Origin of the sequence: Pseudomonas sp. MWU318 (genome assembly GCF_016756945.1) — a bacterium.
GTDB classification, from domain to species: domain Bacteria; phylum Pseudomonadota; class Gammaproteobacteria; order Pseudomonadales; family Pseudomonadaceae; genus Aquipseudomonas; species Aquipseudomonas putida_A.
Window position 1 is genome coordinate 538,262 of record NZ_JAESJL010000002.1, and the last position, 21,802, is coordinate 560,063.

General features: G+C 59.7%; 20 protein-coding genes. 6 read left to right on the plus strand and 14 right to left on the minus strand.

Annotated elements, in window-relative coordinates; translation table 11 throughout:
* Positions 1–38 precede the first annotated feature (38 nt).
* From JN524_RS06510 to JN524_RS06530, 5 genes are all read right to left on the minus strand, one after another.
* Positions 39–785, minus strand: a complete 747-nt coding sequence (locus tag JN524_RS06510) for a YebC/PmpR family DNA-binding transcriptional regulator (protein ID WP_003227527.1) — start codon at positions 783–785, stop codon at positions 39–41.
* Between the two features lie 127 nt (positions 786–912).
* A complete protein-coding gene (aspS, locus tag JN524_RS06515; RefSeq protein WP_003227530.1) occupies positions 913–2,688 on the minus strand; it encodes an aspartate--tRNA ligase in 1,776 nt (591 codons plus the stop codon).
* A gap of 100 nt (positions 2,689–2,788) precedes the next feature.
* On the minus strand, positions 2,789–3,010 hold the full coding sequence (locus tag JN524_RS06520) for an FmdB family zinc ribbon protein (protein WP_003227532.1): 222 nt from the start codon (positions 3,008–3,010) through the stop codon (positions 2,789–2,791).
* 118 nt (positions 3,011–3,128) lie between these two features.
* The gene (locus JN524_RS06525; protein WP_202368852.1) at positions 3,129–3,479 is read right to left on the minus strand and encodes a ribbon-helix-helix domain-containing protein; all 351 of its coding nucleotides are present in this window, start codon (positions 3,477–3,479) and stop codon (positions 3,129–3,131) included.
* A gap of 187 nt (positions 3,480–3,666) precedes the next feature.
* Complete coding sequence (locus JN524_RS06530) at positions 3,667–4,137, minus strand: Dps family protein (protein WP_007912745.1); 471 nt, start codon at positions 4,135–4,137, stop codon at positions 3,667–3,669.
* 311 nt (positions 4,138–4,448) lie between these two features.
* Here JN524_RS06530 and JN524_RS27320 point away from each other — a divergent pair, with 311 nt between their 5' ends.
* Entirely contained in the window at positions 4,449–5,051 is a 603-nt protein-coding gene (locus tag JN524_RS27320; protein WP_003227539.1) for a cold-shock protein, read from the plus strand.
* A 72-nt stretch (positions 5,052–5,123) separates the two neighbouring features.
* Here the strand turns inward: JN524_RS27320 and JN524_RS06540 are convergent, their stop codons facing one another.
* Complete coding sequence (locus JN524_RS06540) at positions 5,124–5,330, minus strand: SlyX family protein (protein ID WP_007962092.1); 207 nt, start codon at positions 5,328–5,330, stop codon at positions 5,124–5,126.
* Between the two features lie 3 nt (positions 5,331–5,333).
* Positions 5,334–5,759: an HIT domain-containing protein gene (locus tag JN524_RS06545; RefSeq protein ID WP_102355036.1), complete on the minus strand. Its 426-nt coding sequence runs from the start codon at positions 5,757–5,759 to the stop codon at positions 5,334–5,336.
* A gap of 893 nt (positions 5,760–6,652) precedes the next feature.
* Between JN524_RS06545 and JN524_RS06550 the strand changes: the two genes are divergently transcribed.
* Complete coding sequence (locus JN524_RS06550; protein WP_041068541.1) at positions 6,653–8,002, plus strand: OprD family porin; 1,350 nt, start codon at positions 6,653–6,655, stop codon at positions 8,000–8,002.
* A gap of 118 nt (positions 8,003–8,120) precedes the next feature.
* Here the strand turns inward: JN524_RS06550 and JN524_RS06555 are convergent, their stop codons facing one another.
* Together JN524_RS06555 and JN524_RS06560 are read right to left on the minus strand one after the other, a co-directional pair.
* Complete coding sequence (locus tag JN524_RS06555; protein ID WP_007912753.1) at positions 8,121–8,963, minus strand: mechanosensitive ion channel family protein; 843 nt, start codon at positions 8,961–8,963, stop codon at positions 8,121–8,123.
* 179 nt (positions 8,964–9,142) lie between these two features.
* On the minus strand, positions 9,143–9,628 hold the full coding sequence (locus JN524_RS06560) for a YajQ family cyclic di-GMP-binding protein (RefSeq protein WP_003227548.1): 486 nt from the start codon (positions 9,626–9,628) through the stop codon (positions 9,143–9,145).
* 140 nt (positions 9,629–9,768) lie between these two features.
* On the opposite strand from JN524_RS06560, the gene JN524_RS06565 reads away from it, so the two are divergent.
* From JN524_RS06565 to JN524_RS06575, 3 genes are read left to right on the plus strand one after another with little or no spacing between them, the layout of a single operon-like run.
* Positions 9,769–10,686, plus strand: coding sequence for a putative 2-dehydropantoate 2-reductase (locus JN524_RS06565; RefSeq protein ID WP_202368853.1), 918 nt, complete (start codon positions 9,769–9,771; stop codon positions 10,684–10,686).
* 45 nt (positions 10,687–10,731) lie between these two features.
* A complete protein-coding gene (locus JN524_RS06570) occupies positions 10,732–12,768 on the plus strand; it encodes a sensor histidine kinase (RefSeq protein ID WP_202368854.1) in 2,037 nt (678 codons plus the stop codon).
* 3 nt (positions 12,769–12,771) lie between these two features.
* Entirely contained in the window at positions 12,772–13,356 is a 585-nt protein-coding gene (locus JN524_RS06575) for a cob(I)yrinic acid a,c-diamide adenosyltransferase (RefSeq protein ID WP_202368855.1), read from the plus strand.
* A 129-nt stretch (positions 13,357–13,485) separates the two neighbouring features.
* On the opposite strand, the gene JN524_RS06580 is transcribed toward JN524_RS06575, so the two are convergent.
* The 4 genes from JN524_RS06580 to secA all read right to left on the minus strand — a co-directional run bounded on the left by JN524_RS06580 (position 13,486) and on the right by secA (position 19,328).
* Positions 13,486–14,430 (minus strand): Nudix family hydrolase, encoded by a 945-nt coding sequence (locus JN524_RS06580; RefSeq protein WP_202368856.1) that lies wholly within the window; start codon positions 14,428–14,430, stop codon positions 13,486–13,488.
* On the minus strand, positions 14,427–15,059 hold the full coding sequence (locus JN524_RS06585) for a glutathione S-transferase family protein (protein WP_202368857.1): 633 nt from the start codon (positions 15,057–15,059) through the stop codon (positions 14,427–14,429). Before JN524_RS06585 ends, JN524_RS06580 begins: the two co-directional genes overlap by 4 nt.
* A gap of 180 nt (positions 15,060–15,239) precedes the next feature.
* A complete protein-coding gene (gene argJ, locus JN524_RS06590; protein ID WP_202368858.1) occupies positions 15,240–16,457 on the minus strand; it encodes a bifunctional glutamate N-acetyltransferase/amino-acid acetyltransferase ArgJ in 1,218 nt (405 codons plus the stop codon).
* A 135-nt stretch (positions 16,458–16,592) separates the two neighbouring features.
* Positions 16,593–19,328 carry a preprotein translocase subunit SecA gene (gene secA / locus JN524_RS06595; RefSeq protein ID WP_202368859.1) on the minus strand — a complete coding sequence of 912 codons (2,736 nt, stop codon included), beginning with the start codon at positions 19,326–19,328 and terminating at the stop codon, positions 16,593–16,595.
* A gap of 307 nt (positions 19,329–19,635) precedes the next feature.
* Here secA and JN524_RS06600 point away from each other — a divergent pair, with 307 nt between their 5' ends.
* Positions 19,636–20,091 carry a DUF721 domain-containing protein gene (locus JN524_RS06600; RefSeq protein WP_202368860.1) on the plus strand — a complete coding sequence of 152 codons (456 nt, stop codon included), beginning with the start codon at positions 19,636–19,638 and terminating at the stop codon, positions 20,089–20,091.
* Between the two features lie 91 nt (positions 20,092–20,182).
* On the opposite strand, the gene JN524_RS06605 is transcribed toward JN524_RS06600, so the two are convergent.
* Positions 20,183–21,670 carry a helicase HerA-like domain-containing protein gene (locus tag JN524_RS06605; RefSeq protein WP_202368861.1) on the minus strand — a complete coding sequence of 496 codons (1,488 nt, stop codon included), beginning with the start codon at positions 21,668–21,670 and terminating at the stop codon, positions 20,183–20,185.
* Positions 21,671–21,802 lie beyond the last annotated feature (132 nt).

Sequence of the window (21,802 nt, forward strand, 5' to 3'; positions counted from 1 at the left end):
TGTAGAGCCATCAAAAACTGCGACCTTTGTATTTTTCATTAACCGAGCTGTGCGGCCACGTCTTCCGGAATGTCTGCGTTGGAGTAGACGTTCTGTACGTCATCCAGATCCTCGAGCATGTCGATCAGCTTGAGCACCTTCTCCGCGCCTTCCAGATCCAGTTCGGCGCTGGTGGTCGGCTGCATGACGATTTCTGCGTCGTCACCCTTGAACCCGGCCGCTTCCAACGCGTTACGCACCGCGTAGAAGCTGGTGAACGAGGTGAACACGTCGATCGAGCCGTCTTCATGGCTGACTACGTCGTCGGCATCGGCTTCCAGCGCCGCTTCGGTCAGGGCGTCTTCGTCGACGCCCGGGGCGAAGCTGATCTGCCCCTTGCGCTCGAACAGGTACGCGACCGAACCGTCGGTGCCGAGGTTGCCGCCGCATTTGCTGAATGCATGGCGTACGGCTGCAGCGGTACGGTTGCGGTTATCGGTCATGCATTCGACCATCACCGCCACGCCGCCGGGGCCGTAACCCTCGTAGGTCAGCTCTTCAACGTTGTCCGCTTCGGTTGCACCGGCGCCACGGGCGACGGCGCGATCGATGATGTCGCGGCTCATGTTCGCGCCAAGGGCCTTGTCCAGAGCTAGGCGCAGACGCGGGTTGGAACCCGGATCGCCGCCGCCCTGACGGGCCGCAACGGTCAGTTCACGGATCCACTTGGTGAAGATCTTGCCTCTCTTGGCATCCTGACGTTCTTTGCGGTGCTTGATGTTCGCCCACTTGGAATGACCTGCCATAACTCGCTCCGAATTCTCTTGAAACGTTGCCCGCCCTGCTCATGCAGCAGCCAGCAAACAAAAAATCTCGACCTGCTCTCTATAGAAAGAAAAAAGGCGCATCCGAAGATGCGCCTTCAGGCCTGTCTTACTCAGCCTTTGGCGTTTCGCGCAAACGAATGTGCAGCTCGCGCAGTGCCTTGGCATCCACCACACCCGGCGCTTGCGTCATGACGTCCGCAGCACTCTGGGTTTTCGGGAAGGCGATCACTTCACGGATCGACTGGGCGCCGGTCATCAGCATTACCAGACGGTCCAGACCGAAGGCCAGGCCACCGTGCGGCGGTGCACCGTACTTCAGCGCGTCGAGCAGGAAGCCGAACTTCTCTTCCTGTTCCGCTTCGTTGATGCCCAGCAGGCGGAACACCGCTTGCTGCATTTCCTTGCGGTGGATACGGATCGAACCGCCACCCAGCTCGGTACCGTTCAGTACCATGTCGTAGGCACGGGACAGAGCGCCGGCCGGATTGGCTTCCAGCTCTTCAGGGGAGCACTTCGGTGCGGTGAACGGGTGGTGCAGCGCAGAGAAGCTGCCGTCGTCGTTCTCTTCGAACATCGGGAAGTCGACGACCCACATTGGCGCCCACTTGCAGGTCAGCAGGTCGAGGTCGTGGCCGAGCTTGATACGCAGCGCACCCAGGGCTTCGCTGACGATCTTGGCCTTGTCGGCGCCGAAGAACACGATGTCGCCGTCAACTGCGCCGACGCGATCGAGGATCACGTTCAGGTTGGCTTCAGGGATGTTTTTCACGATCGGCGATTGCAGACCCTCAACACCGGCAGCGCGCTCGTTGACCTTGATGTACGCCAGGCCCTTGGCACCGTAGATGCCGACGAACTTGGTGTAGTCGTCGATCTGCTTGCGCGGCATGCTCGCCCCGCCTGGAACGCGCAGTGCAGCGATACGGCACTTCGGATCGTTGGCCGGGCCGCTGAACACCTTGAATTCGACTTCTTTCAGCTGATCGGCAACGTCGACCAGTTCCAGCGGGTTACGCAGGTCCGGCTTGTCGGAACCGTAACGACGCATGGCTTCTTCGAAGGTCATGTGCGGGAATTCGCCGAATTCCAGATCCAGCACTTCCTTGAACAGGTTGCGGATCATGCCTTCGGTCAGGCCCATGATGTCTTTTTCGTCGAGGAAGCTGGTCTCGATGTCGATCTGAGTGAACTCAGGCTGACGGTCGGCACGCAGGTCTTCGTCGCGGAAGCATTTGGCGATCTGGTAGTAACGGTCGAAACCGGCAACCATCAGCAGTTGCTTGAACAGCTGAGGCGATTGCGGCAGGGCGAAGAACGAACCGGCGTGAGTACGGCTCGGCACCAGGTAGTCGCGCGCGCCTTCCGGGGTCGCACGGGTGAGGATCGGTGTTTCCACGTCGAGGAAGCCGTTCTCGTCGAGGAAGCGACGGATGCTGGTGGTCATGCGCGAACGCAGACGCAGCTTCTCAGCCATTTCCGGACGACGCAGGTCCAGGAAGCGGTAGCGCAGGCGGGTTTCTTCGCCGACGTCGGAGTATTCGTTGAGCGGGAACGGCGGGGTTTCCGACTCGTTCAGCACTTCCAGCTCGTAGCCCAGCACTTCGATCATGCCCGACGCCATGTTGGCGTTGGTCGCACCGGCCGGACGCAGACGCACCTTGCCGGTGATCTTCACCACGTATTCGCTGCGCACGCGGTCGGCGGCGGCGAAGCTCTCGGCGCGATCCGGATCGAACACCACCTGAGCCAGACCATCACGATCACGGATATCGAGGAAAATCACCCCGCCGTGGTCGCGACGACGGTGAACCCATCCGCAAAGGGTAATTTCCTGGCCTTCCAGGCTTTCGTTCAGTTGGCCGCAATAATGGCTGCGCATCATGGTAGTGGTTTCGCTTCTCGTAATTCGAAATTCGGTGGAGATCCCATCGTACTCAAGCACTGCGGAATCTCACGCGTGTCGTTCGACCTGGGCCTGAACCCTAGTCAGATTTGTCGCCACCGGCCAGATTCTTCTTGGCTCCGGTCTTGAAATCGGTTTCGTACCAACCGCTGCCGCTGAGGCGAAAACCCGGCATGGACAGCTGTTTCTTGAGCTCTGGCGCCTGACAGGCAGGGCAGTCGACCAGCGGTGCCTCGCTGATCTTTTGAATGGCTTCCAACTGATGACCACAGGAAGCACATTGATAATCGTACATCGGCATGGGGGTGTCTCGGCGATCAGATTGCCACCGCGCGCAGGGCTTTGCGGCGAAAGAGCGGGATTATATCCATTAAATGCGGGCTGTGCAGCCGTAAGACTGCACAGCCCGCCACGTCATTTCAAGTATTGGTTGTTCCGGACATGACGGCCGCCGGGGTATCCCGCAGGCCATTCATCACACACACCACCCGCACCAGACCGCTGAAGTTTTTTACCCCACCGTGACGCAGGTGCACCTGGCGGTCCACGTGGGACAGCAGCGTACTGACCGAACAGCCATTGTGCCCGGCCATGTCACCGAGAATGTTCCAGTAAACCTGCTCGAGCCTCAAGCACGTGGCAAACCCGTTCAAACGCACTGACCTGGCCTGCGGCCGGATCAGCTCGAAGTCGAAATCGCGGACAAACGGATCGACCTTCATATCCTGTTGCAAAGCGCCATGTTCGCTTTGCCTGTCTGCACCCACCATATCGCTGACACTCCTTTGTCATCGCTGCTTTTATAAAGACAACATCCTGTGGCTTCATAAAAACGCAGACGCAGAGCCAGCGCCAGATGACTAGTTGCCCAGCAACGTAGGATAAGCCGACATGTTCAGTAAGATTTGAAACAGCACGCGGACATCCATCACCCCCGGATATCCGCGCACCGGATTATCAGGCCTCGAGCAACGCGCGCAACATCCACGCGGTTTTCTCATGCACCTGCATACGCTGGGTCAGCAAGTCGGCCGTCGGCTCGTCGCTGACCTTGTCCAACAGCGGGAAGATGCCGCGAGCGGTGCGCGTGACCGCCTCCTGGCCGTCGACCAACTGCTTGATCATGTCCTCGGCACTTGGCACGCCGACTTCTTCTTTAATAGAGGAGAGACGTGCGTAAGTCGCGTAGGCACCCGGTGCCGGGAAACCCAGAGCGCGGATGCGCTCGGCGATCAGATCCACCGCCAGCGCCAGCTCGTTGTATTGCTCTTCGAACATCAGATGCAGGGTCCGGAACATGGGACCTGTGACGTTCCAATGGAAGTTATGGGTCTTCAGATACAGCACGTAGGTGTCCGACAGCAGCCGCGACAGCCCCTCGACGATGGACTTGCGGTCTTCTTCACTGATACCGATATCGATTGCCATGTTTACCCCCTAAGGCGATTGAATTCATCCAACAGGTGCAGCCCCCACTCTAGCAAGGCAACCGCCACCTCGCAGCCGGCAATCTTCACTCGCCGTGCGACAAATCGACCGGGCCGGTGCCGCTGGCCGGGGTAATTTGAGTAGCTGCAGGCTTTGCTGTTAAATAGGCAGTGTGTCGCTACGCCCCATATTTCGGGGGTGTCGCGCATAGGCTGATGCCGGGCACGTGTCCAACGCCTCTTTATTGTTCCGAAGCGAACCGTGCGCCTTCAGCTCTTCCTTGTGAGCCGTCATAACGTGAGCCAATCAAAATGTTGAAAATCGTCCACCTGCTAATGGGCGCAGCGGCCTTGCTGCTGTCGTTCATACCTAGCTTGAAATCCGAAGCCGTTCCTTACCTGCAACAACCCGATGCACTTTACCTGGCCTTTTTCGGCCTGTTGAACCTGGTCATCGCTCCAGTGATTCCTTACTGGAACAAAGGCCCGCGCCAGCATCTGCAAAATCTGGTCAGCGCTCTTCTGGTGCTGACTGTCGTCCTGCAAACCCTGACCCTGATCGCACCGATGCCTGTCATCGCCGGTCAACCGGCCGTGCTGTTCAGCCTGGTGATCGCCCTGGTTGCCGTGGTTGTGCATCTGGCGGTGAGCTTCTACAAATCTTCACCGGCTGCCGCACCTGTCAGCTATGACATGAGCAACCGCGATACCGGTACCGTCAAGTGGTTCAACACCTCCAAAGGCTTCGGCTTTATCTCCCGGGATTCCGGCGATGATATTTTCGTGCACTTTCGTGCAATCCGTGGCGAAGGCCACCGCGTCCTGGTCGAAGGCCAGCGCGTGGAGTTCTCGGTGATGAACCGGGACAAAGGCCTGCAAGCCGAGGACGTGATCGCCGCCCTGCCGCGTCGCTGATCCAAGGCAATAAAAAACCGCGAGCAGCCGGGCTGATCGCGGTTTTTTTACGCCTGCACCAACGTGTTGGCATCAGTAATGCGGCGGTGGCGCCTCTTCCTCGAAAGAATCGAACTGCCCGACCATCTCTTCCTGACGCTTGAGCAACGCCGCCATTTGCAACTGCAGGCGCTCGATCACCCGCTGCTGCGCCACCAGCTCGTCGTTCAACGCCTGAATGGTGTCATCCTGAAAAGCCAGGCGGCTTTCCAGATCGGTAACGCGTTCTTCAAGGTTCATGGTTCAACCCTCCAGAAACGTGAAGTGTTCGGTCAGCACCAGACGCAGCCGCTCACGAATGGCCGCTACCTGCTCGGCGCTGTAGGGTTTGGCCGGGTGTTTGCCCCAGACGGGTGCCGGCCATGCCGCATCGTCACGCTTGCGCACGATCACATGCATATGCAGCTGACTGACAACGTTGCCCAGCGTCGCGACGTTCAGCTTGTCGGCGTCGAACAGGTCCTTGAGCAACTCGGCCAGCGCTGTTGTTTCCTGCCACAACTGCTGCTGGTCGGCGACATCCAACTGAAACAACTCGCTGATATCGTCGCGACGAGGCACCAGGATGAACCACGGGTAATTGGCGTCGTTGGACAGCAGCAGTCGACAGAGGGGAAAGTCGCCGATGGTCAGGGTGTCCTGTTGAAGTCGTGAATCTAAAGCAAACACTGCGTGCACTCCCGGCTGATCTACATATTCAGCTTAGCGGCCATCCAGACAGGCAACGCACCAAGCGACAGGCAGGCAGCATACCTGTGATTGCGCTGGGCTTCACGACGACGGTACTCGGTCAGGCCACCACAGCCCTGACAGGAGACATTCAAAAAGTTTATGCACCATCTCGGAGCCTGAACCGGCATCGAACCCGGGCGACAACTGGAAATAGCCTTGGACACCCGGTAGCAGAGTCACCGCAGCTGTATGAATCCGGTACAGCCTGTAATTTTTTTGCACCAAAAGCGCACAGTGCGTCTACGCTCAGTGCGTCGGGCATCCGCCAAATACTCACTTATGGGGTGAACCGGTAACGTTTTTGGTTGTCACGCCACCATGCGAACCTGACAACACGATGCAAAGGTATGCGTCAAGCCCCTGATACAAAAGGGCTTGAACCCCCGTTTTTATGCGGTTTTTACAGCTACAAGCGGATGTGCAGAAAAATAAACGCGGCAACCCTGCACTTTGTGCACGCTTGTTGCATTGAGACACACATGGTCTATAAGCGCGGCACGTGAAGTGGCAGCTTGAGACCAACCAAACACGGTGGCAGGGTTGCCCCAATGGAGATTCAAGTGTTTTGCCAGGGACTCTTTTTTACCGATGCAAAAAGGCCCAGAAACAGCGATAAAGTTGTCAGTCCGGCTGCATGGGTAACGTGAATTTGCGACATCAACCCAGCTGTTTGCGACGTCGTCGTAAAGATCATGAAAGGTTGTATGTGCAAGTATCGCCAACATTGTCGGCGTGATATAAGTTTGCGCCGACACAAAAAGAAAGAGCCGCCCAGATAATAAAACAGGTGGGACGGCAGTACTCTTCTAAAACCAAAGGAGCAAATCACGATGCGCGTGATGAAGTGGAGCACAATCGCACTGGCAGTTGCAGCAGCAGCCAGCACTCAGTTGGCTACGGCCGCCCCGTTTGTTAGTGACCAGGCAGAAGCCAAAGGTTTCGTTGAAGACGCAAAACTCACCGAAACGTTGAAGAACTACTACTTCAACCGCGACAACAAGAACGGCGGCCACGACCAGAAAGACTGGACTCAGGGCTTTCTCGGTAACTTCACTTCCGGTTATACCCAAGGCACCGTAGGCGTCGGTATCGATGCATTCGGCTACCTGGCGGTCAAACTGGATGGCGGTGATGGTACTTCCGGCACCGGCAACATGAGCCGTAGCGACACCGTCAAGGCTAACGGTTATGCCCACGACGTTAACGACAGCCAAGGCAAAGCCGGCGCAGCCGTTAAATTCCGCATCTCCAAAACCGAGCTGAAATTTGGCGACATGCAGCCAAGCACCGCTCCGGTATTCGCTGTTGGCGGCTCCCGTATCCTTCCGCAAACTGCCACTGGCTTCCAGTTGCAGAGCAGCGAAGTCAAAGACCTTGACCTCGAAGCCGGTCACTTCTACTCGGCCACCAGCCAGGACAAAAACGCTCGTGAAGGCGGCCTCTACGCCACCTACGCGGGTGTTGAAGCCAAAAACATCGACTACTTCGGTGGCAAATACGGCATCACTGACAACCTGACTGCATCGCTGTACGGCGCCAAACTGGAAGACATCTGGAACCAGTACTACGCCAACGTGAACCTCACCACTCCATTCGGTGGCGACACTTCGCTGAACACTGACTTCAACATCTACCGCACCACCGACACCGGCAGCGCCAAAGCGGGCGACATCAGCAACACCGCCTTCTCGCTGGCAACCGCCCTGTCGTTCCTGAAGGCACACACCTTCACCCTGGCCTTCCAGAAGGTCAACGGCGACACCCCGTTCGACTACATCGGCGTGGGCAAGAACAACCGTGGTGGCGACTCGATCTTCCTCGCCAACTCCATCCAGTACTCCGACTTCAACGGTGCAGGCGAGAAATCCCTGCAAGCCCGTTACGACCTGAAAATGGCCGAGTACGGCGTTCCTGGCCTGAGCTTCATGGTTCGTTACGTGAAAGGTTGGGATATCGACGGTACTCACACTCCAGCGGGTAGCGCTTACGCCGGCCTGTACGGTGAAGACGGTAAACACCACGAAACCAACTTCGAAGCCAAGTACGTTGTTCAGTCTGGCCCAGCAAAAGATCTGTCCTTCCGCATTCGTCAAGCCTGGCACGTTGCTAACGCTGACGAAGGCGAAGGCGACGTTAAAGAGTTCCGCCTGATCACCGAATACCCACTGAACATCTTGTAATCGTCAGTGGTTAGTTTGGAAGCATAAAAAAAGGCCCATCTTCGGATGGGCCTTTTTTATTGCCTGTCACTTGTAATAAATGCCTGACCAACAAGTCAGGCATTTAATTAGCAACCTATCATTGTGTTGCCGACTCCTGAACCACGCGAATTACGCGCTGTGGAAACGGAATATCAATACCGGCAGTCTTTAAACGATCACGCGACTGTTCGTTAAACATGAACATCACATCCCAGTAGTCTGCAGTTTTAACCCAGACGCGCAGGGAAACAGTGATCGAACTGTCACCCAACGTCGAAATGACCGCTTGTGGCGCAGGGTCCTGCAACACGCGCTCATCCTTGGCCAGATCCAGCAGCACCTGACGGGCCTTTTGCAGATCTGCTTCGTAATCCACACCCACGTCGAACACCACTTTGCGGGTTGGCTGACGGTTGGTGTTGGTGATGATGCCGTTCGACAGATTGCCGTTCGGGACGATGATGGTCTTGTTGTCACCGGTACGCAGTACGGTGTGGAAAATCTGGATGCTGTCGACCGTACCCGCCACACCTTGCGCTTCGATCCAGTCACCGATGCGGAATGGACGGAACAGCAGAATCAACACGCCGCCGGCGAAATTCGCCAGGCTACCTTGCAATGCCAGACCGATCGCCAGACCGGCCGCACCGATCGCGGCCACGAACGAGGTGGTTTCCACGCCGATCATCGAGGCCACGCTGACGATCAGCAGCACCTTGAGGATGATGTTCGCCAGGCTGCTGATGAAGCCTTGCAGCGCCAGGTCGGCATTACGCAGCGCCAACAGACCGCCGAGTTTTTGCGTGACCTTGTTGATCAGCCACCAGCCGATCGCCAGGGTAATCACCGCCAGCAGCACACGGCTGCCGTATTCCATGATCATCGGAATCCACGCCTGGGACGCCTTGACCAGGTTGTCTACCTCAGCATTCAAATCCATCTTCCATCTCCTGATTTCCGGCTACCCGGGCTGTAAAAAATCAGCGGCAGAAACCGCCAGGTATACATAAAACAATGTGGGAGCGAGCTTGCTCGCGAAGGCGGTGTGTCAGTCAACTCATGGCTGAAGACATACAGCTTTCGCGAGCAAGCTCGCTCCCACAGATCATCTGACCGAGCTTAGTCGCGGAAGTTGTTGAACTGCAGTGGCATGCCGAATTCCTTGGCGCGCAGGGCCGCGATGGCTTCCTGCAGGTCATCACGCTTCTTGCCGGTCACACGCACCTGCTCGCCCTGAATGGCGGCCTGCACCTTGAGCTTGGCATCCTTGATGTGCGCGACGATTTTCTTCGCCAGCTCCTTATCGATGCCTTCCTTGAGGATCGCGTCCTGCTTCATCAGCTTGCCCGAGGCGTAAGCGTCTTTGACTTCAAGGCACTGCACATCGATCTTGCGTTTGGTCAGGGCCAGCTTCAGGATCTCGATCATCGCTTCCAGCTGGAACCCGGCTTCAGCGGTCAGGTTGACGGTCAGGTCCTTTTCCTTGAACTCGAAGCTGCCCTTGCCTTTCAGGTCATAGCGACGATCGAGTTCCTTCACGGCGTTCTCGACCGCGTTGGTCAGCTCGTGTTTGTCCAGTTCGGATACCACGTCGAACGACGGCATGTAATCTCTCCAATAAAAAGGCGCGCTCGATAAGGAGGGAGCGCGCTTGGCTTGCGGTTAAAATCCGGCTCATTATAACGGGTCTTTTCCCACCGATACGGCGAGCCTTGCATGCCAGTACCTTACCGAGTGAAAAACTGATGTCCACCCCTTGGCACGTTCTTGGCGCCGGCAGCCTCGGCACCCTGTGGGCCACGCGTCTGGCGCGGGCCGGGCTGCCGGTGCGCCTGATCGTGCGTGATGCCGAGCGCTTGCGCAGCTATCAGGTGGCCGGCGGCCTGACGCTGGTCGAACACGGCGCAGCCACTACCCATGCGGTCCCCGCGCAAACGGCGGACGACCCGGAGCCGATCCGCCGCCTGCTGGTCGCCTGCAAAGCCTACGACGCCGAAAACGCCGTCGCCCGCCTCGCCCCGCGCCTGAGCGCAGATGCCGAGCTGATCCTGCTGCAGAACGGTCTCGGCAGTCAGGACGCGGTCGCAGCGGTGGTTCCGCAGGCACGCTGCATCAGCGCTTCCAGCACCGAAGGCGCGTTCCGCGACGGCGACTGGCGCGTGGTGTTTGCCGGCCACGGTTTCACCTGGCTGGGTGATGCCGGCCATCCGGTGGCGCCGATCTGGCTGGACGATCTTGAGGCGGCGAAAATCCCCCATGAATGGAGCACCGACATCCTCACCCGGCTGTGGCGCAAACTGGCGCTCAATTGCGCGATCAATCCGCTGACCGTGCTCCACGATTGCCGTAACGGCGGGCTTGAGCAGCATCAATGCGAAGTCGCCACGCTGTGCGCGGAACTTGTCGAATTGCTGGAGCGTTGCGGTCAACCGGCAGCCGCGGTCAATCTGCAGCAGGAAGTCGAACGGGTGATCCACGCCACAGCGGCCAATTACTCGTCGATGTATCAGGACGTGGCGAACCAGCGCCGTACCGAAATCAGCTATCTGTTGGGCCACGCCTGCAAGGTCGCCACCCGTCATCAACTCAACCTGCCGCACCTCATGCAATTGCAGCAACGGCTAGTCGGCCATCTGCGCAGCCTTGGATTGCCCAGCGACTGAGCAGCGGCTACGCTGCCCACTTGTTCCTTTGCTGCGATAAACCTGATGCCATTGCGCCAGCGCCTTGAAAACCTGCCGGTCGGCCAGAAACTGCTGGCCGCCCTGCTGGTTTTGTTGACCACCGTCCTGCTGGTCGCCAACCTGACCTTTATCAGCGCCGCCTATTACATCTCCCAGGAAAGCATGGCGCCGCAGGCCCTGCAGACCATCGGTCGGCTGATCTCCAACCCGAGCCTGGTCGCACAAGCCCTCGAGTCGCCACAAAGCGCCGAACGCCTGCTCAAGGAACTCGACAGCTATTCGCCGCTGCGTGCGGCGGCGTTGTACGACGGCAAGGGTGACCGACTCGCCCAGGTGCAGCGTGGCGACAAACTCAATCTGCCGGAACGCTATCGGCACATCGAAGCCTGGCAACTCACCGAGTTTCGCAGCAACCAGTTGATCACCCTGCCCCGCCCCGGCACCGCGCCTGGGCACTTGCTGCTGGTCGCCAGCAGTGAACTGCCAATGGCGTTCTACACCGGCACCCTGACTGCCAGTCTCGGCATCCTGATTTTCAGTGTGCTGCTGTGGCTGGTGATTGCCCGGCAGATCAAACGCCTGATCACCCGCCCGATCCATGAGCTGGAAGAGCTCTCGCGTCAGGTCACTCGCGAAGAGAACTATGCCCTGCGCGCCTCACGCGGCAACCACGATGAAATCGGCAGCCTCGCCGAGGCGTTCAACACCATGCTCTCGCGCATCGAAGCCCGCGAACAGCAACTCAAGCGGGCCCGCGATGACTCGCAGGCCGCCTACGATCAGGCCCAGGGCCTGGCCGAAGAAACCCGCCACACCAACCGCAAACTGGAACTGGAAGTCCAGGTTCGGAGCAAGATCGAGAAGAAGCTCACCGGCTTCCAGAACTACCTCAACAGCATCATCGACTCCATGCCCTCGGCGCTGATCGCCCTCGACGAGCAGCTCTACGTGACCCAATGGAACCAGGAGGCCAGCGCCCTCTCCGGCACGCGCCTGGATGAAGCGCTGAACCAGCCGATCTTCCTCGCCTTCGAACCGCTCAAGCCGTTTCTGCCGCAACTCAAGCAGACTGTGGAAGAGCACACGGTGGCGAAGATCGAGCGGGTGACCTGGTTCAAGGATGACGAACCCAAGCATTACGCCCTGACGTTCTACCCGCTGATGGGCGGTGCCGGGCGCGGTGTAGTGATCCGCATCGACGACATCACCCAGCGCCTGTCGCTAGAAGAAATGATGGTGCAGTCGGAAAAAATGCTTTCGGTCGGTGGCCTCGCCGCCGGCATGGCCCATGAGATCAACAATCCGCTCGGCGCGATCCTGCACAACGTACAGAACATTCGGCGGCGGCTGTCGGCGGATCTGCCGAAGAACCTCGAAACCGCTGAACAGCTCGGCATCGAACTGGACACGGTCAACCGTTACCTGCAAAGCCGCGAAGTACCGAAATTGCTCGACGGCATCCAGCAGGCCGGCGCCCGCGCGGCAAAAATCGTCACCCACATGCTCAGTTTCAGCCGGCGCAGCACCCGGCAAATGGCCCCGTGCGATCTGCCCGCGCTGATCGATCAAGCGGTGGAGATTGCCGGCAACGACTTCGATCTGGCGATCGGTTTCGACTTCAAGGGCCAGGCGATCATCCGCCAGTTCGACCCGGCGCTCGGCCCGGTGCCGGGCACCGCCAACGAACTGGAACAAGTGCTGCTCAACCTGCTGAAAAACGCCGCGCAAGCCATTCACCAACGCGAAGACGACAGTGAGCCGGGGCGAATCATCCTGCGCACAAAGCTCAATCCGCCATGGGCCGAGATCCAGGTCGAGGACAATGGCATCGGCATGAGCGAAAGCGTGCGCAAACGCACCTTCGAGCCGTTCTTCACCACCAAGGAAATCGGCCAGGGCACAGGTCTGGGGCTGTCGGTGTCGTACTTCATCATCACCAACAACCACAAAGGCCAGATGGAAGTGCAATCGGCACCCGGTCAGGGCACCTGCTTCACCCTGCGCCTGCCGCTTGCACAACCGGCAGCCATCGCCGCCGAAACCAATCAACTACCGAGGTAACCCATGGGCTTTCGCTTGTCGAAGATCTACACCCGCACCGGCGACACCGGCGAAACCGGCCTGGGCGATGGCCGCCGCGTCCCCAAGGATCACCCGCGGATCGAAGCCATTGGCGAAGTCGATACCCTCAACAGTCAGGTCGGCGTGCTGCTGGCCGGGTTGATCGCCGAGCGTGAGGCGTTCCCGGGATTGAATGAACTGATCGACGTGCTCGCGCCTTGCCAGCATCGTCTGTTTGACCTCGGCGGTGAGCTGGCGATGCCGGAATATCAGGCGCTGAAAGCGGCGGAAATCGAACGCCTGGAGGCAGCGATTGATGTGTGGAACGAGGAATTGGGGCCGCTGGAGAATTTCATTCTGCCCGGTGGGTCGATGCTGATCGCCCAGGCCCACGTTTGCCGCAGCCTGGCGCGCAGTGCCGAGCGACGCTGTCAGCATTTGAACGCGATCGAGCCATTGGCCGGGGTTGGCCTGGCGTATATCAATCGGCTGTCGGATCTGTTGTTCGTGGCCGCAAGGTTGATTGCGCGGCGGCAGGGGATTGCGGAGATTTTGTGGCAGCCTGCTGCGAAACCAACAGAAATGTAGTGTTTTATCCGCCGCCATCGCTGGCAAGCCAGCTCCCACAAGTTTTGTGTCGTTCTGCGCATTTGCGGTGCACCCAATACCTGTGGGAGCTGGCTTGCCAGCGATGAGGCCGGTGGCCTCAGCACATAATCAAGCCTCAGGCCAGAACGCCCGAATCCCCGCCACACCCTGAGCGCCAACACCCCAAGCCTTCTCGCGCTCCGCCGGGCCAACCCCGCCGAGCAAGAACACCGGCTTGCCAAAGCCCTCGATCAACGCCGCAGCCCGCTCCCAGCCCAACGGCTGCGCATCCGGGTGGGTCAAGGTCGGCTGAACCGGCGACAGCGTGACGAAATCCACGCCCATCTGCTCGGCCAGCGCCAGCTCTTCAGCGTTATGGCAGGACGCCGCCAACCAGCGCTCCGCCGGTAACGGCCGGCCCGCTGCGGCGTATTTGCGCAATTGCGCGGCGGTGATGTGCCAACCGGCGGACGGGAAATCGCCGAGCCATTCGAACGGCCCCTTGATCATCAACTGCGCCTTGCCGGCGCAGAGGCCGACGGCATCCACCGCCAGATCGCGGTATTTGGGGTCATAGCCGTTCGGCGCGCGCAACTGGATCAGCTTGATCCCGCCGGCAATCGCCTTCTGGATCCCGCGCAGCAAGGCCGGAGCTTCCAGATCTTCCGGGGTGATCAGGTATTCAGCGGGCAGGCGCGCTGCGGCAACGATCGGCTGATTGGCCGCCGGAAACTCATAGTTCAGCAGATCCTTGGCGGTTACCCAGGCCAGTGGCTGGCCCTCGGCACCGTGCGGCTCACCGGTAAACCGGGAGACTTCCCAGACATCCAGCAACACCTGCTTGTCCGGGTAATCGTGGCGCACCTTGATCAGTGGACGAGCCGCGCCGACAACAATGCCCAGCTCTTCCTGCAGCTCGCGCGCCAGGGCGCTTTCGACCGATTCGTCAGCCTCGACCTTGCCGCCGGGAAATTCCCACAAGCCGCCCTGATGTTGGGTATCGGCACGGCGGGCGATGAGGATTTTGCCGCTGTCGTCCCGAATGACGGCAGCCGCGACGTGTACGCGTTTCACGGATTCAACTCCTCCAGTCCAGCCTTTTGCCACGCCTTGAAGGCGGGCCATTGGTAGATGGTTTCAACATAGGCTTGATCAACCGCCGGCAACTGCACCTGGTAAGTCCGCAGGCGCACGGCAATCGGGGCGAAGAACGCGTCAGCCAGGCTCACCCGGCCAAACAGATACGGCCCAGGCTCCGTGGCGGCAGCGCGGCATTCAGCCCACAGCGCGAGCATGCGTTCGATGTCGACCTTCACCTCTGGCGGTACCGGGTTGAGCGGTGCGTCATGGCTCAGGTTGAACGGCATGTGATTGCGCATGGCGAAAAAGCCACTGTGCATCTGCGCGCAGGCGGATCGCGCCTGGGCACGGGCGAACAGGTCGGCTGGCCAGAGTTGTTCGGACGGAAACTGTTCGGCCAGGTATTCGGCAATCGCCAAAGAGTCGGCGATGGTGCCGCGAGAGGTTTGCAGCAATGGCACCTTGGCGGTCGGCGAATGCTTGAGCAGACGCTCGCGGGTGTCGGGCTTGCCGAGTTTGATCAATTCTTCGCTGTAGGGAGCGCCGGTCAGTTCCAGCGCCAGAGCGGCGCGCAAGGACCAGGAGGACAGCAGTTTGTCGCCGATGATCAGGTGCAGGGACATGGTGTGGCGCCTTTTCGTCAGTGGAAAGCTTCAAGACTTAGAGTGACTGGGCCGACGCTTTCGCGGGCAAGCCCGCTCCCACAGTAGTTTCGGTCGTGCACAAATCTCGTGTACACCACAGAACCCTGTGGGAGCGGGCTTGCCCGCGAAGAGGCCGGCAGCCCACCCTCACCCTTTGGATCAGGTGCGGTACTCGGCGTTGATCTTCACGTATTCATGCGACAGGTCGGTGGTCCAGATGGTTTCGCTGCAATCGCCGCGACCCAGCTCGATGCGGATGGTGATCTCTTCCTGCTGCATCACCGCCGAACCTTGCGCTTCAGTGTAGGTCGCTGCGCGCGCGCCACGGCTGGCGATGCACACGTCGCCGAGGAACACGTCGATCTTGCTCACATCAAGATTCGGCACGCCGGCACGGCCGACAGCGGCCAGAATACGGCCCCAGTTCGGGTCGGAAGCAAACAGCGCGGTCTTGATCAGCGGCGAGTGCGCCACGGTGTAACCGACGTCCAGGCATTCCTGATGATTGCCGCCGCCGTTGACTTCAACGGTAACGAACTTGGTCGCGCCTTCGCCGTCACGCACGATGGCCTGGGCCACATCCATGCACACTTCGAACACAGCCTGTTTCAGCTTGTTGAACAGCTCGCCTTCGGCGCGGGTGATTTCCGGCAGTGCAGCCTTGCCGGTGGCAATCAGCATGCAGCAGTCGTTGGTCGAAGTGTCGCCGTCGATGGTGATGCGGTTGAACGACTTGTTCGCGCCGTCGAGCATCAGGTTGTGCAGTACGTCGCGGGAAACTTTGGCATCGGTGGCGATGTAGCCGAGCATGGTCGCCATGTTCGGGCGAATCATACCTGCACCTTTGCTGATGCCGGTGACGGTAATGGTCACGCCATCATGCTCGAACTGGCGGCTGGCACCCTTGGGCAGGGTGTCGGTGGTCATGATGCCAGTGGCGGCAGCTTCCCAGTTGTTTTCCGACAGATCATCCAGTGCGGCCTGCAGCGCGCCTTCGATCTTCTCGACCGGCAGCGGCTCACCGATCACGCCGGTGGAGTACGGCAGGATCTGGCTGGCATCGACACCGGTCAGCTCGGCCAGTTTCGCCGTGGTGCGTTCGGCAGCGGCCAGGCCCGGCTCACCGGTACCGGCGTTGGCGTTGCCGGTGTTGGTCAGCAGGTAACGCACGGCGTTCTGCACACGTTTTTTCGCAAGGATCACCGGCGCGGCGCAAAAGGCGTTCAACGTGAACACACCGGCCACGGTCGAACCTTCGGCACAGCGCATCACTACCACATCCTTGCGCCCCGGGCGCTTGATGCCGGCCGAGGCAATACCGAGTTCAAAACCGGCAACCGGGTGCAACGTTGGCAAAGGACCAAGACCAACAGCCATGAATGCGCTCCTTACTCAATGATGTCAGCACCGCTCTCTTGCTGTTTTCGACAGAAGGGCGGTGGATTGAATGGCAAAACGCCGCGACGGCGGGAGCCGGTCGCGGCGCGGGTATTTCAGCGATTGAAACGGGGGTTACTGGATCTGCCCGTGGCAATGCTTGAATTTCTTGCCCGAACCGCAGTAGCACAGTTCGTTGCGGCCCAGCTTCTGCTCGTTGCGTACCGGCGCGGTGGCGAGGGCGACATCGACCTCTTCACCCAACACTTCCGGCTGCTCCAGACCAGGGGCCTCGGCGTGTTCGAACTGCATGCGCGCGGCCAGTGCTTCGGCCTCCTGACGCAAACGTTGCTCTTCGGCTTCCGGATCTTCGCGGCGTACCTGAACGTGCGACAGCACCCGGATCGAGTCGCGCTTGATCGAATCCAGCAGCTCGGAGAACAGCGTGAACGACTCGCGCTTGTATTCCTGCTTCGGGTTCTTCTGGGCGTAGCCACGCAGGTGGATGCCGTGACGCAGGTGATCCATGGTCGACAGGTGGTCTTTCCACAGATCGTCCAGCACGCGCAGAACGATTTGTTTCTCGAACGAGCGCAGTGCTTCGGCACCGGCCTGATCTTCTTTCTCGTTGTACGCCGCCATCAGCTCGACCATCAGCTTCTCGCGCAGCGTCTCTTCGTACAGGTGATCGTCTTCGTCGAGCCATTGCTGGATCGGCAGTTTCACCCCGAAGTCGCTTTCCAGCGAAGCTTCCAGACCGGCCACGTCCCACTGCTCTGGCAGCGATTGCGGCGGAATGTGTGCGCTGACGGTGGCGTTGAGCACGTCCTGACGGAAGTCGGCGATGGTTTCACCGATGTTGTCGGCGGCCAGCAACGTGTTACGCATGTGATAGATCACTTTACGCTGTTCGTTGTTGACGTCGTCGAACTCGAGCAGTTGCTTGCGGATGTCGAAGTTGCGACCTTCCACCTTGCGCTGCGCCTTCTCGATCGCGTTGGTCACCATACGGTGCTCGATCGCTTCGCCAGGCTGCATGCCCAGGGCTTTCATGAAGTTCTTCACCCGGTCAGAGGCGAAGATGCGCATCAGGCTGTCTTCCAGCGACAGGTAGAAGCGGCTGGAACCGGCATCACCCTGACGACCGGCACGGCCACGCAGCTGGTTGTCGATACGACGCGACTCGTGACGCTCGGAGGCAATCACCTGCAGACCGCCGGACTCCAGCACCTGCTGGTGACGCTTCTGCCAGTCGGCCTTGATCTGGGCGATCTGCTCAGGGCTAGGGTTTTCCAGCGCCGCGACTTCCACTTCCCAGTTACCGCCCAACAGGATGTCGGTACCACGACCGGCCATGTTGGTGGCGATGGTCAGGGCGCCCGGACGACCGGCTTGCGCGATGATTTCTGCTTCTTTTTCGTGGAACTTGGCGTTGAGAACCTTGTGCTCGATGCCTTCCTTGTTAAGCAGGCTGGACACGTGCTCGGAAGTTTCGATGGTCGCGGTACCCACCAGGATCGGACGGCCCTGGGCCATGCCTTCCTTGATGTCGTTGATGATCGCCGCGTATTTCTCTTCGGCGGTCAGGAACACCAGGTCGTTGAAATCTTTACGCGCCAACGGCTTGTTCGGCGGGATCACCATGACCTGCAGGCCATAGATCTGGTGGAATTCGAACGCTTCGGTGTCGGCGGTACCGGTCATGCCGGACAGCTTGGTGTAGAGACGGAAGTAGTTCTGGAACGTGGTCGAGGCCAGGGTCTGGCTCTCGGCCTGGATGTTCAGACCTTCCTTGGCTTCGATGGCCTGGTGCAGGCCTTCGGACAGACGACGACCCGGCATGGTACGACCGGTGTGTTCGTCGACCAGTACGACCTGACCGTCCTGCACGATGTATTCGACATTGCGGTGGAACAGCTTGTGCGCACGCAGACCCGAATAGACGTGGGTCAGCAGGCCCAGGTTATGCGCCGAGTACAGGCTCTCGCCTTCAGCCAGCAGGCCGACGCCGGTGAGCATTTCTTCGATGTACTGGTGTCCGGCTTCGTTGAGTTCGACCTGACGGGTCTTCTCGTCGATGGTGTAGTGACCGGCCTTGGTGACCTGGCCTTCGACTTCTTCGACGTGCAGTTCCAGCTGCGGGATCAGTTTGTTGATCTCCATGTACAGCTTGGAACTGTCCTCGGCCTGACCGGAAATGATCAGCGGGGTACGGGCTTCGTCGATGAGGATGGAGTCGACTTCGTCGATCACGGCAAAATTGAGTTCGCGCTGGAATTTCTCTTCCATGCTGAACGCCATGTTGTCGCGCAGGTAGTCGAACCCGAATTCGTTGTTGGTACCGTAGGTGATGTCGGCAGCGTAGGCGGCGCGCTTCTCTTCCGGCGGCTGGAACGGCGTCACGACGCCGACGGTCAGGCCGAGGAATTCATACAGCGGACGCATCCAGTTGGCGTCACGGCGGGCCAGGTAGTCGTTCACGGTTACAACGTGCACGCCCTTGCCGGACAGCGCGTTGAGGTAAACGCCCAGGGTTGCCACGAGGGTTTTACCCTCACCGGTACGCATTTCGGCAATCATGCCTTCATGCAGGGTCATGCCGCCGATCAACTGGACGTCGAAGTGGCGCATGCCCATGACGCGCTTGCCGGCTTCACGGGCGACCGCGAAGGCTTCAGGCAACAGCTTGTCGAGGGATTCCCCTTTGGCGATACGGGCCTTGAACTCATTGGTCTTGGCGCGCAATTGATCGTCCGAAAGGGCCACCATTTGCTCTTCGAAGGCATTGACGAGCTGCACCGTCTTGAGCATGCGTTTGACTTCACGCTCGTTCTTGCTTCCAAAAAGTTTCTTTAACAAAGGCGCAAACATATCGGCAGGATCTTCCACACTAAAGGGATGGAGGGCGGCCCCGTGAGTCGCCCGTGCAGCCCTCATGGCCGCATGCGAACGAGCATTCTACCCGGAAACGGTGGTGAGGAAAGTGGCGATATTCCACGATGCTGGCACTGCGCTTTGACGGGGCTCACTTAAAATAGGGGCGTTTTGCTCAACTTCAACCCATACGGGAAAGAAGTTAGTCGTTGATTTAATGAGCAAAGCAGGGACAAAAGCAATGGGCGAGTGGTTCCGTTGCTTTCTGCTACCATGGCGCCTCTGTTACTTCAGGTGTTCGATCATGGCATTTCGCCCCCTTACAGCCAGAGCGCCCGCCGTTCTGCTACGCGAAGCCAAGCCGCTCAAAGCCATTCTTGGCCATGCCCAACGCCTCGCTCATCTGCAACGCCTGCTTGAAAGCCAACTGCAACCCGCCGCCCGCGCACATTGTCATGTGGCCAAGTGGCGTGAAGGCGAGCTGTCGCTGGTGGTCACCGATGGCCATTGGGCCACACGCCTGCGCTACCAGCAAAAACGCCTGCAACGGCAACTGCAGCTGTTCGAAGAGTTCGCCAACCTGACGCGAATCAAATTCAGCGTGCGACCACCGATCGTCCAGCCTGGGGCTGTCGGGCACACGATGGACCTGTCGAGCGATGCGGCGGCGACCATTCAGTCCACGGCCGACGGGATCAGCGATCCTGGCCTGCGCGCGGCGCTTGAGCGTCTGGCGGCGCACGCTAAAAACAAAAGCTGAAGGCAAGATCAAAGGATCGCAGCCTGCGGCAGCTCCTACAGTTGGAACACATTTCCCCTGTAGGAGCCGCCGCAGGCTGCGATCCTTGCTTTTAGCGGCGTTTACTGCCGCCGAGCAACGAGCCCATCAAACCGCGCACCAGTTGCTTGCCCAGATTGTTGGCCGCCTGGCGCATCGCCGATTTCAGGGCCTGCCCCGCCGCCGTGCCCAGAAACTCTCCGGCACGATCAGCCAGGCTCGGCTCTTCGGCTGCCGGCTTACCCGCTGGCGCATCCGCCTCCGGTGCCAGATCCTTGCGGCCCATCAGGGTTTCATACGCCGACTCACGATCGATCGGTTTGTCATATCGGCCCTTGAACGGCGACCCGGCGATCAGCATCGTGCGTTCGGTTTCGCTCAACGGCCCGATCCGCGACTGTGGCGGCGCCACCAGCACCCGCTGGACCATCTCCGGCGTGCCTTTTTCCTGCAGCGTCCCCACCAGTGCTTCGCCGATGCCCAGCTCGGTCAGTACCGACAAGGTGTCGAATGCCGGATTTGGCCGGAAGCCATCGGCTACCGCCCGCAGAGATTTCTGTTCCTTGGCGGTGAACGCACGCAAGCCGTGCTGAATCCGCAGGCCAAGTTGCGCCAGTACGTCATCCGGCAGGTCGCCCGGCGACTGGGTGACGAAATACACACCCACGCCTTTCGAGCGAATCAGCCGCACCACCTGCTCCAAACGCTCCTGCAACGCCTTGGGCGTATCGCCGAACAGCAAATGCGCTTCATCAAAGAACAACGCCAGCAACGGTTTGTCGGCATCGCCGCGCTCCGGCAACTGCTCGAACAGCTCGGCCAGCAGCCACAGCAGGAACGTCGCGTAGACCTTCGGCGCCTCGTGTACCAGACGGCTGGCATCAAGCAAATGAATGCGTCCACGGCCATCGGCGGACGGTTGCAGAATGTCTTCGAGTTGCAGCGCCGGTTCGCCGAACAAGGCTTCAGCGCCCTGCTGCTCCAGGGTCGCCAGCCGACGCAACAGTGCCTGGCTGGAACCGGTGGTCATCAGCGCGGCGTCTTCGCCCAACAGTTGCGGGTTGTCCTTGAGGTGATTGAGCAGCGCCTTGAGGTCTTTCAGATCCAGCAGTAACAGGCCTTCGCGGTCGGCCACTTTAAAGGCTGCGTACAGCGCCGACTGCTGGCTGTCGGTCAGCTCCAGCAGGCTGCCGATCAGCAGCGGGCCCATTTCACTCAACGTGGTGCGCAACGGATGACCGGATTCCCCGTGAATGTCCCACAGCGTCACCGGATAAGCCTGCGGCTTGTGGTCGAGCCAGGGCATCCCGGCGATGCGCTCGGCGACCTTGCCCTGCGGATTGCCGGCGGCACCGAGGCCGCACAGGTCGCCCTTGATGTCGGCGGCGAACACCGCCACGCCGGCATCACTGAACGCTTCGGCAAGGCGTTGCAAAGTCACGGTCTTGCCGGTCCCGGTCGCTCCGGCGATCAGCCCGTGGCGGTTAGCCAGGCGCATGGCCTGAGCAATCGGTTGCCCCGCCAGATCGGCGCCGATAACGAGTTGCGATGTGTCAGGCATTTTGTCACCTATGGTTAATCTTTAATCCGCTGTGGCCGATAGCTAAGGGCGAGAACCTGACTGAAAAGTCGGTCGGACATTTCCCTAAGGAGAGTCGGAAATATCAGTTTGTTTCACCCTTGCCCATATTGC

What these genes read in the sequence shown, in the direction of transcription:
- JN524_RS06510 (WP_003227527.1), bottom strand. Translation starts at nt 785, where the DNA reads ATGGCAGGTCATTCCAAGTGGGCGAACATCAAGCACCGCAAAGAACGT.
- aspS (WP_003227530.1), bottom strand. Translation starts at nt 2,688, where the DNA reads ATGATGCGCAGCCATTATTGCGGCCAACTGAACGAAAGCCTGGAAGGC.
- JN524_RS06520 (WP_003227532.1), bottom strand. Translation starts at nt 3,010, where the DNA reads ATGCCGATGTACGATTATCAATGTGCTTCCTGTGGTCATCAGTTGGAA.
- JN524_RS06525 (WP_202368852.1), bottom strand. Translation starts at nt 3,479, where the DNA reads ATGGTGGGTGCAGACAGGCAAAGCGAACATGGCGCTTTGCAACAGGAT.
- JN524_RS06530 (WP_007912745.1), bottom strand. Translation starts at nt 4,137, where the DNA reads ATGGCAATCGATATCGGTATCAGTGAAGAAGACCGCAAGTCCATCGTC.
- JN524_RS27320 (WP_003227539.1), top strand. Translation starts at nt 4,449, where the DNA reads ATGTTGAAAATCGTCCACCTGCTAATGGGCGCAGCGGCCTTGCTGCTG.
- JN524_RS06540 (WP_007962092.1), bottom strand. Translation starts at nt 5,330, where the DNA reads ATGAACCTTGAAGAACGCGTTACCGATCTGGAAAGCCGCCTGGCTTTT.
- JN524_RS06550 (WP_041068541.1), top strand. Translation starts at nt 6,653, where the DNA reads ATGCGCGTGATGAAGTGGAGCACAATCGCACTGGCAGTTGCAGCAGCA.
- JN524_RS06555 (WP_007912753.1), bottom strand. Translation starts at nt 8,963, where the DNA reads ATGGATTTGAATGCTGAGGTAGACAACCTGGTCAAGGCGTCCCAGGCG.
- JN524_RS06560 (WP_003227548.1), bottom strand. Translation starts at nt 9,628, where the DNA reads ATGCCGTCGTTCGACGTGGTATCCGAACTGGACAAACACGAGCTGACC.
- JN524_RS06565 (WP_202368853.1), top strand. Translation starts at nt 9,769, where the DNA reads ATGTCCACCCCTTGGCACGTTCTTGGCGCCGGCAGCCTCGGCACCCTG.
- JN524_RS06570 (WP_202368854.1), top strand. Translation starts at nt 10,732, where the DNA reads ATGCCATTGCGCCAGCGCCTTGAAAACCTGCCGGTCGGCCAGAAACTG.
- JN524_RS06575 (WP_202368855.1), top strand. Translation starts at nt 12,772, where the DNA reads ATGGGCTTTCGCTTGTCGAAGATCTACACCCGCACCGGCGACACCGGC.
- JN524_RS06585 (WP_202368857.1), bottom strand. Translation starts at nt 15,059, where the DNA reads ATGTCCCTGCACCTGATCATCGGCGACAAACTGCTGTCCTCCTGGTCC.
- argJ (WP_202368858.1), bottom strand. Translation starts at nt 16,457, where the DNA reads ATGGCTGTTGGTCTTGGTCCTTTGCCAACGTTGCACCCGGTTGCCGGT.
- secA (WP_202368859.1), bottom strand. Translation starts at nt 19,328, where the DNA reads ATGTTTGCGCCTTTGTTAAAGAAACTTTTTGGAAGCAAGAACGAGCGT.
- JN524_RS06600 (WP_202368860.1), top strand. Translation starts at nt 19,636, where the DNA reads ATGGCATTTCGCCCCCTTACAGCCAGAGCGCCCGCCGTTCTGCTACGC.
- JN524_RS06605 (WP_202368861.1), bottom strand. Translation starts at nt 21,670, where the DNA reads ATGCCTGACACATCGCAACTCGTTATCGGCGCCGATCTGGCGGGGCAA.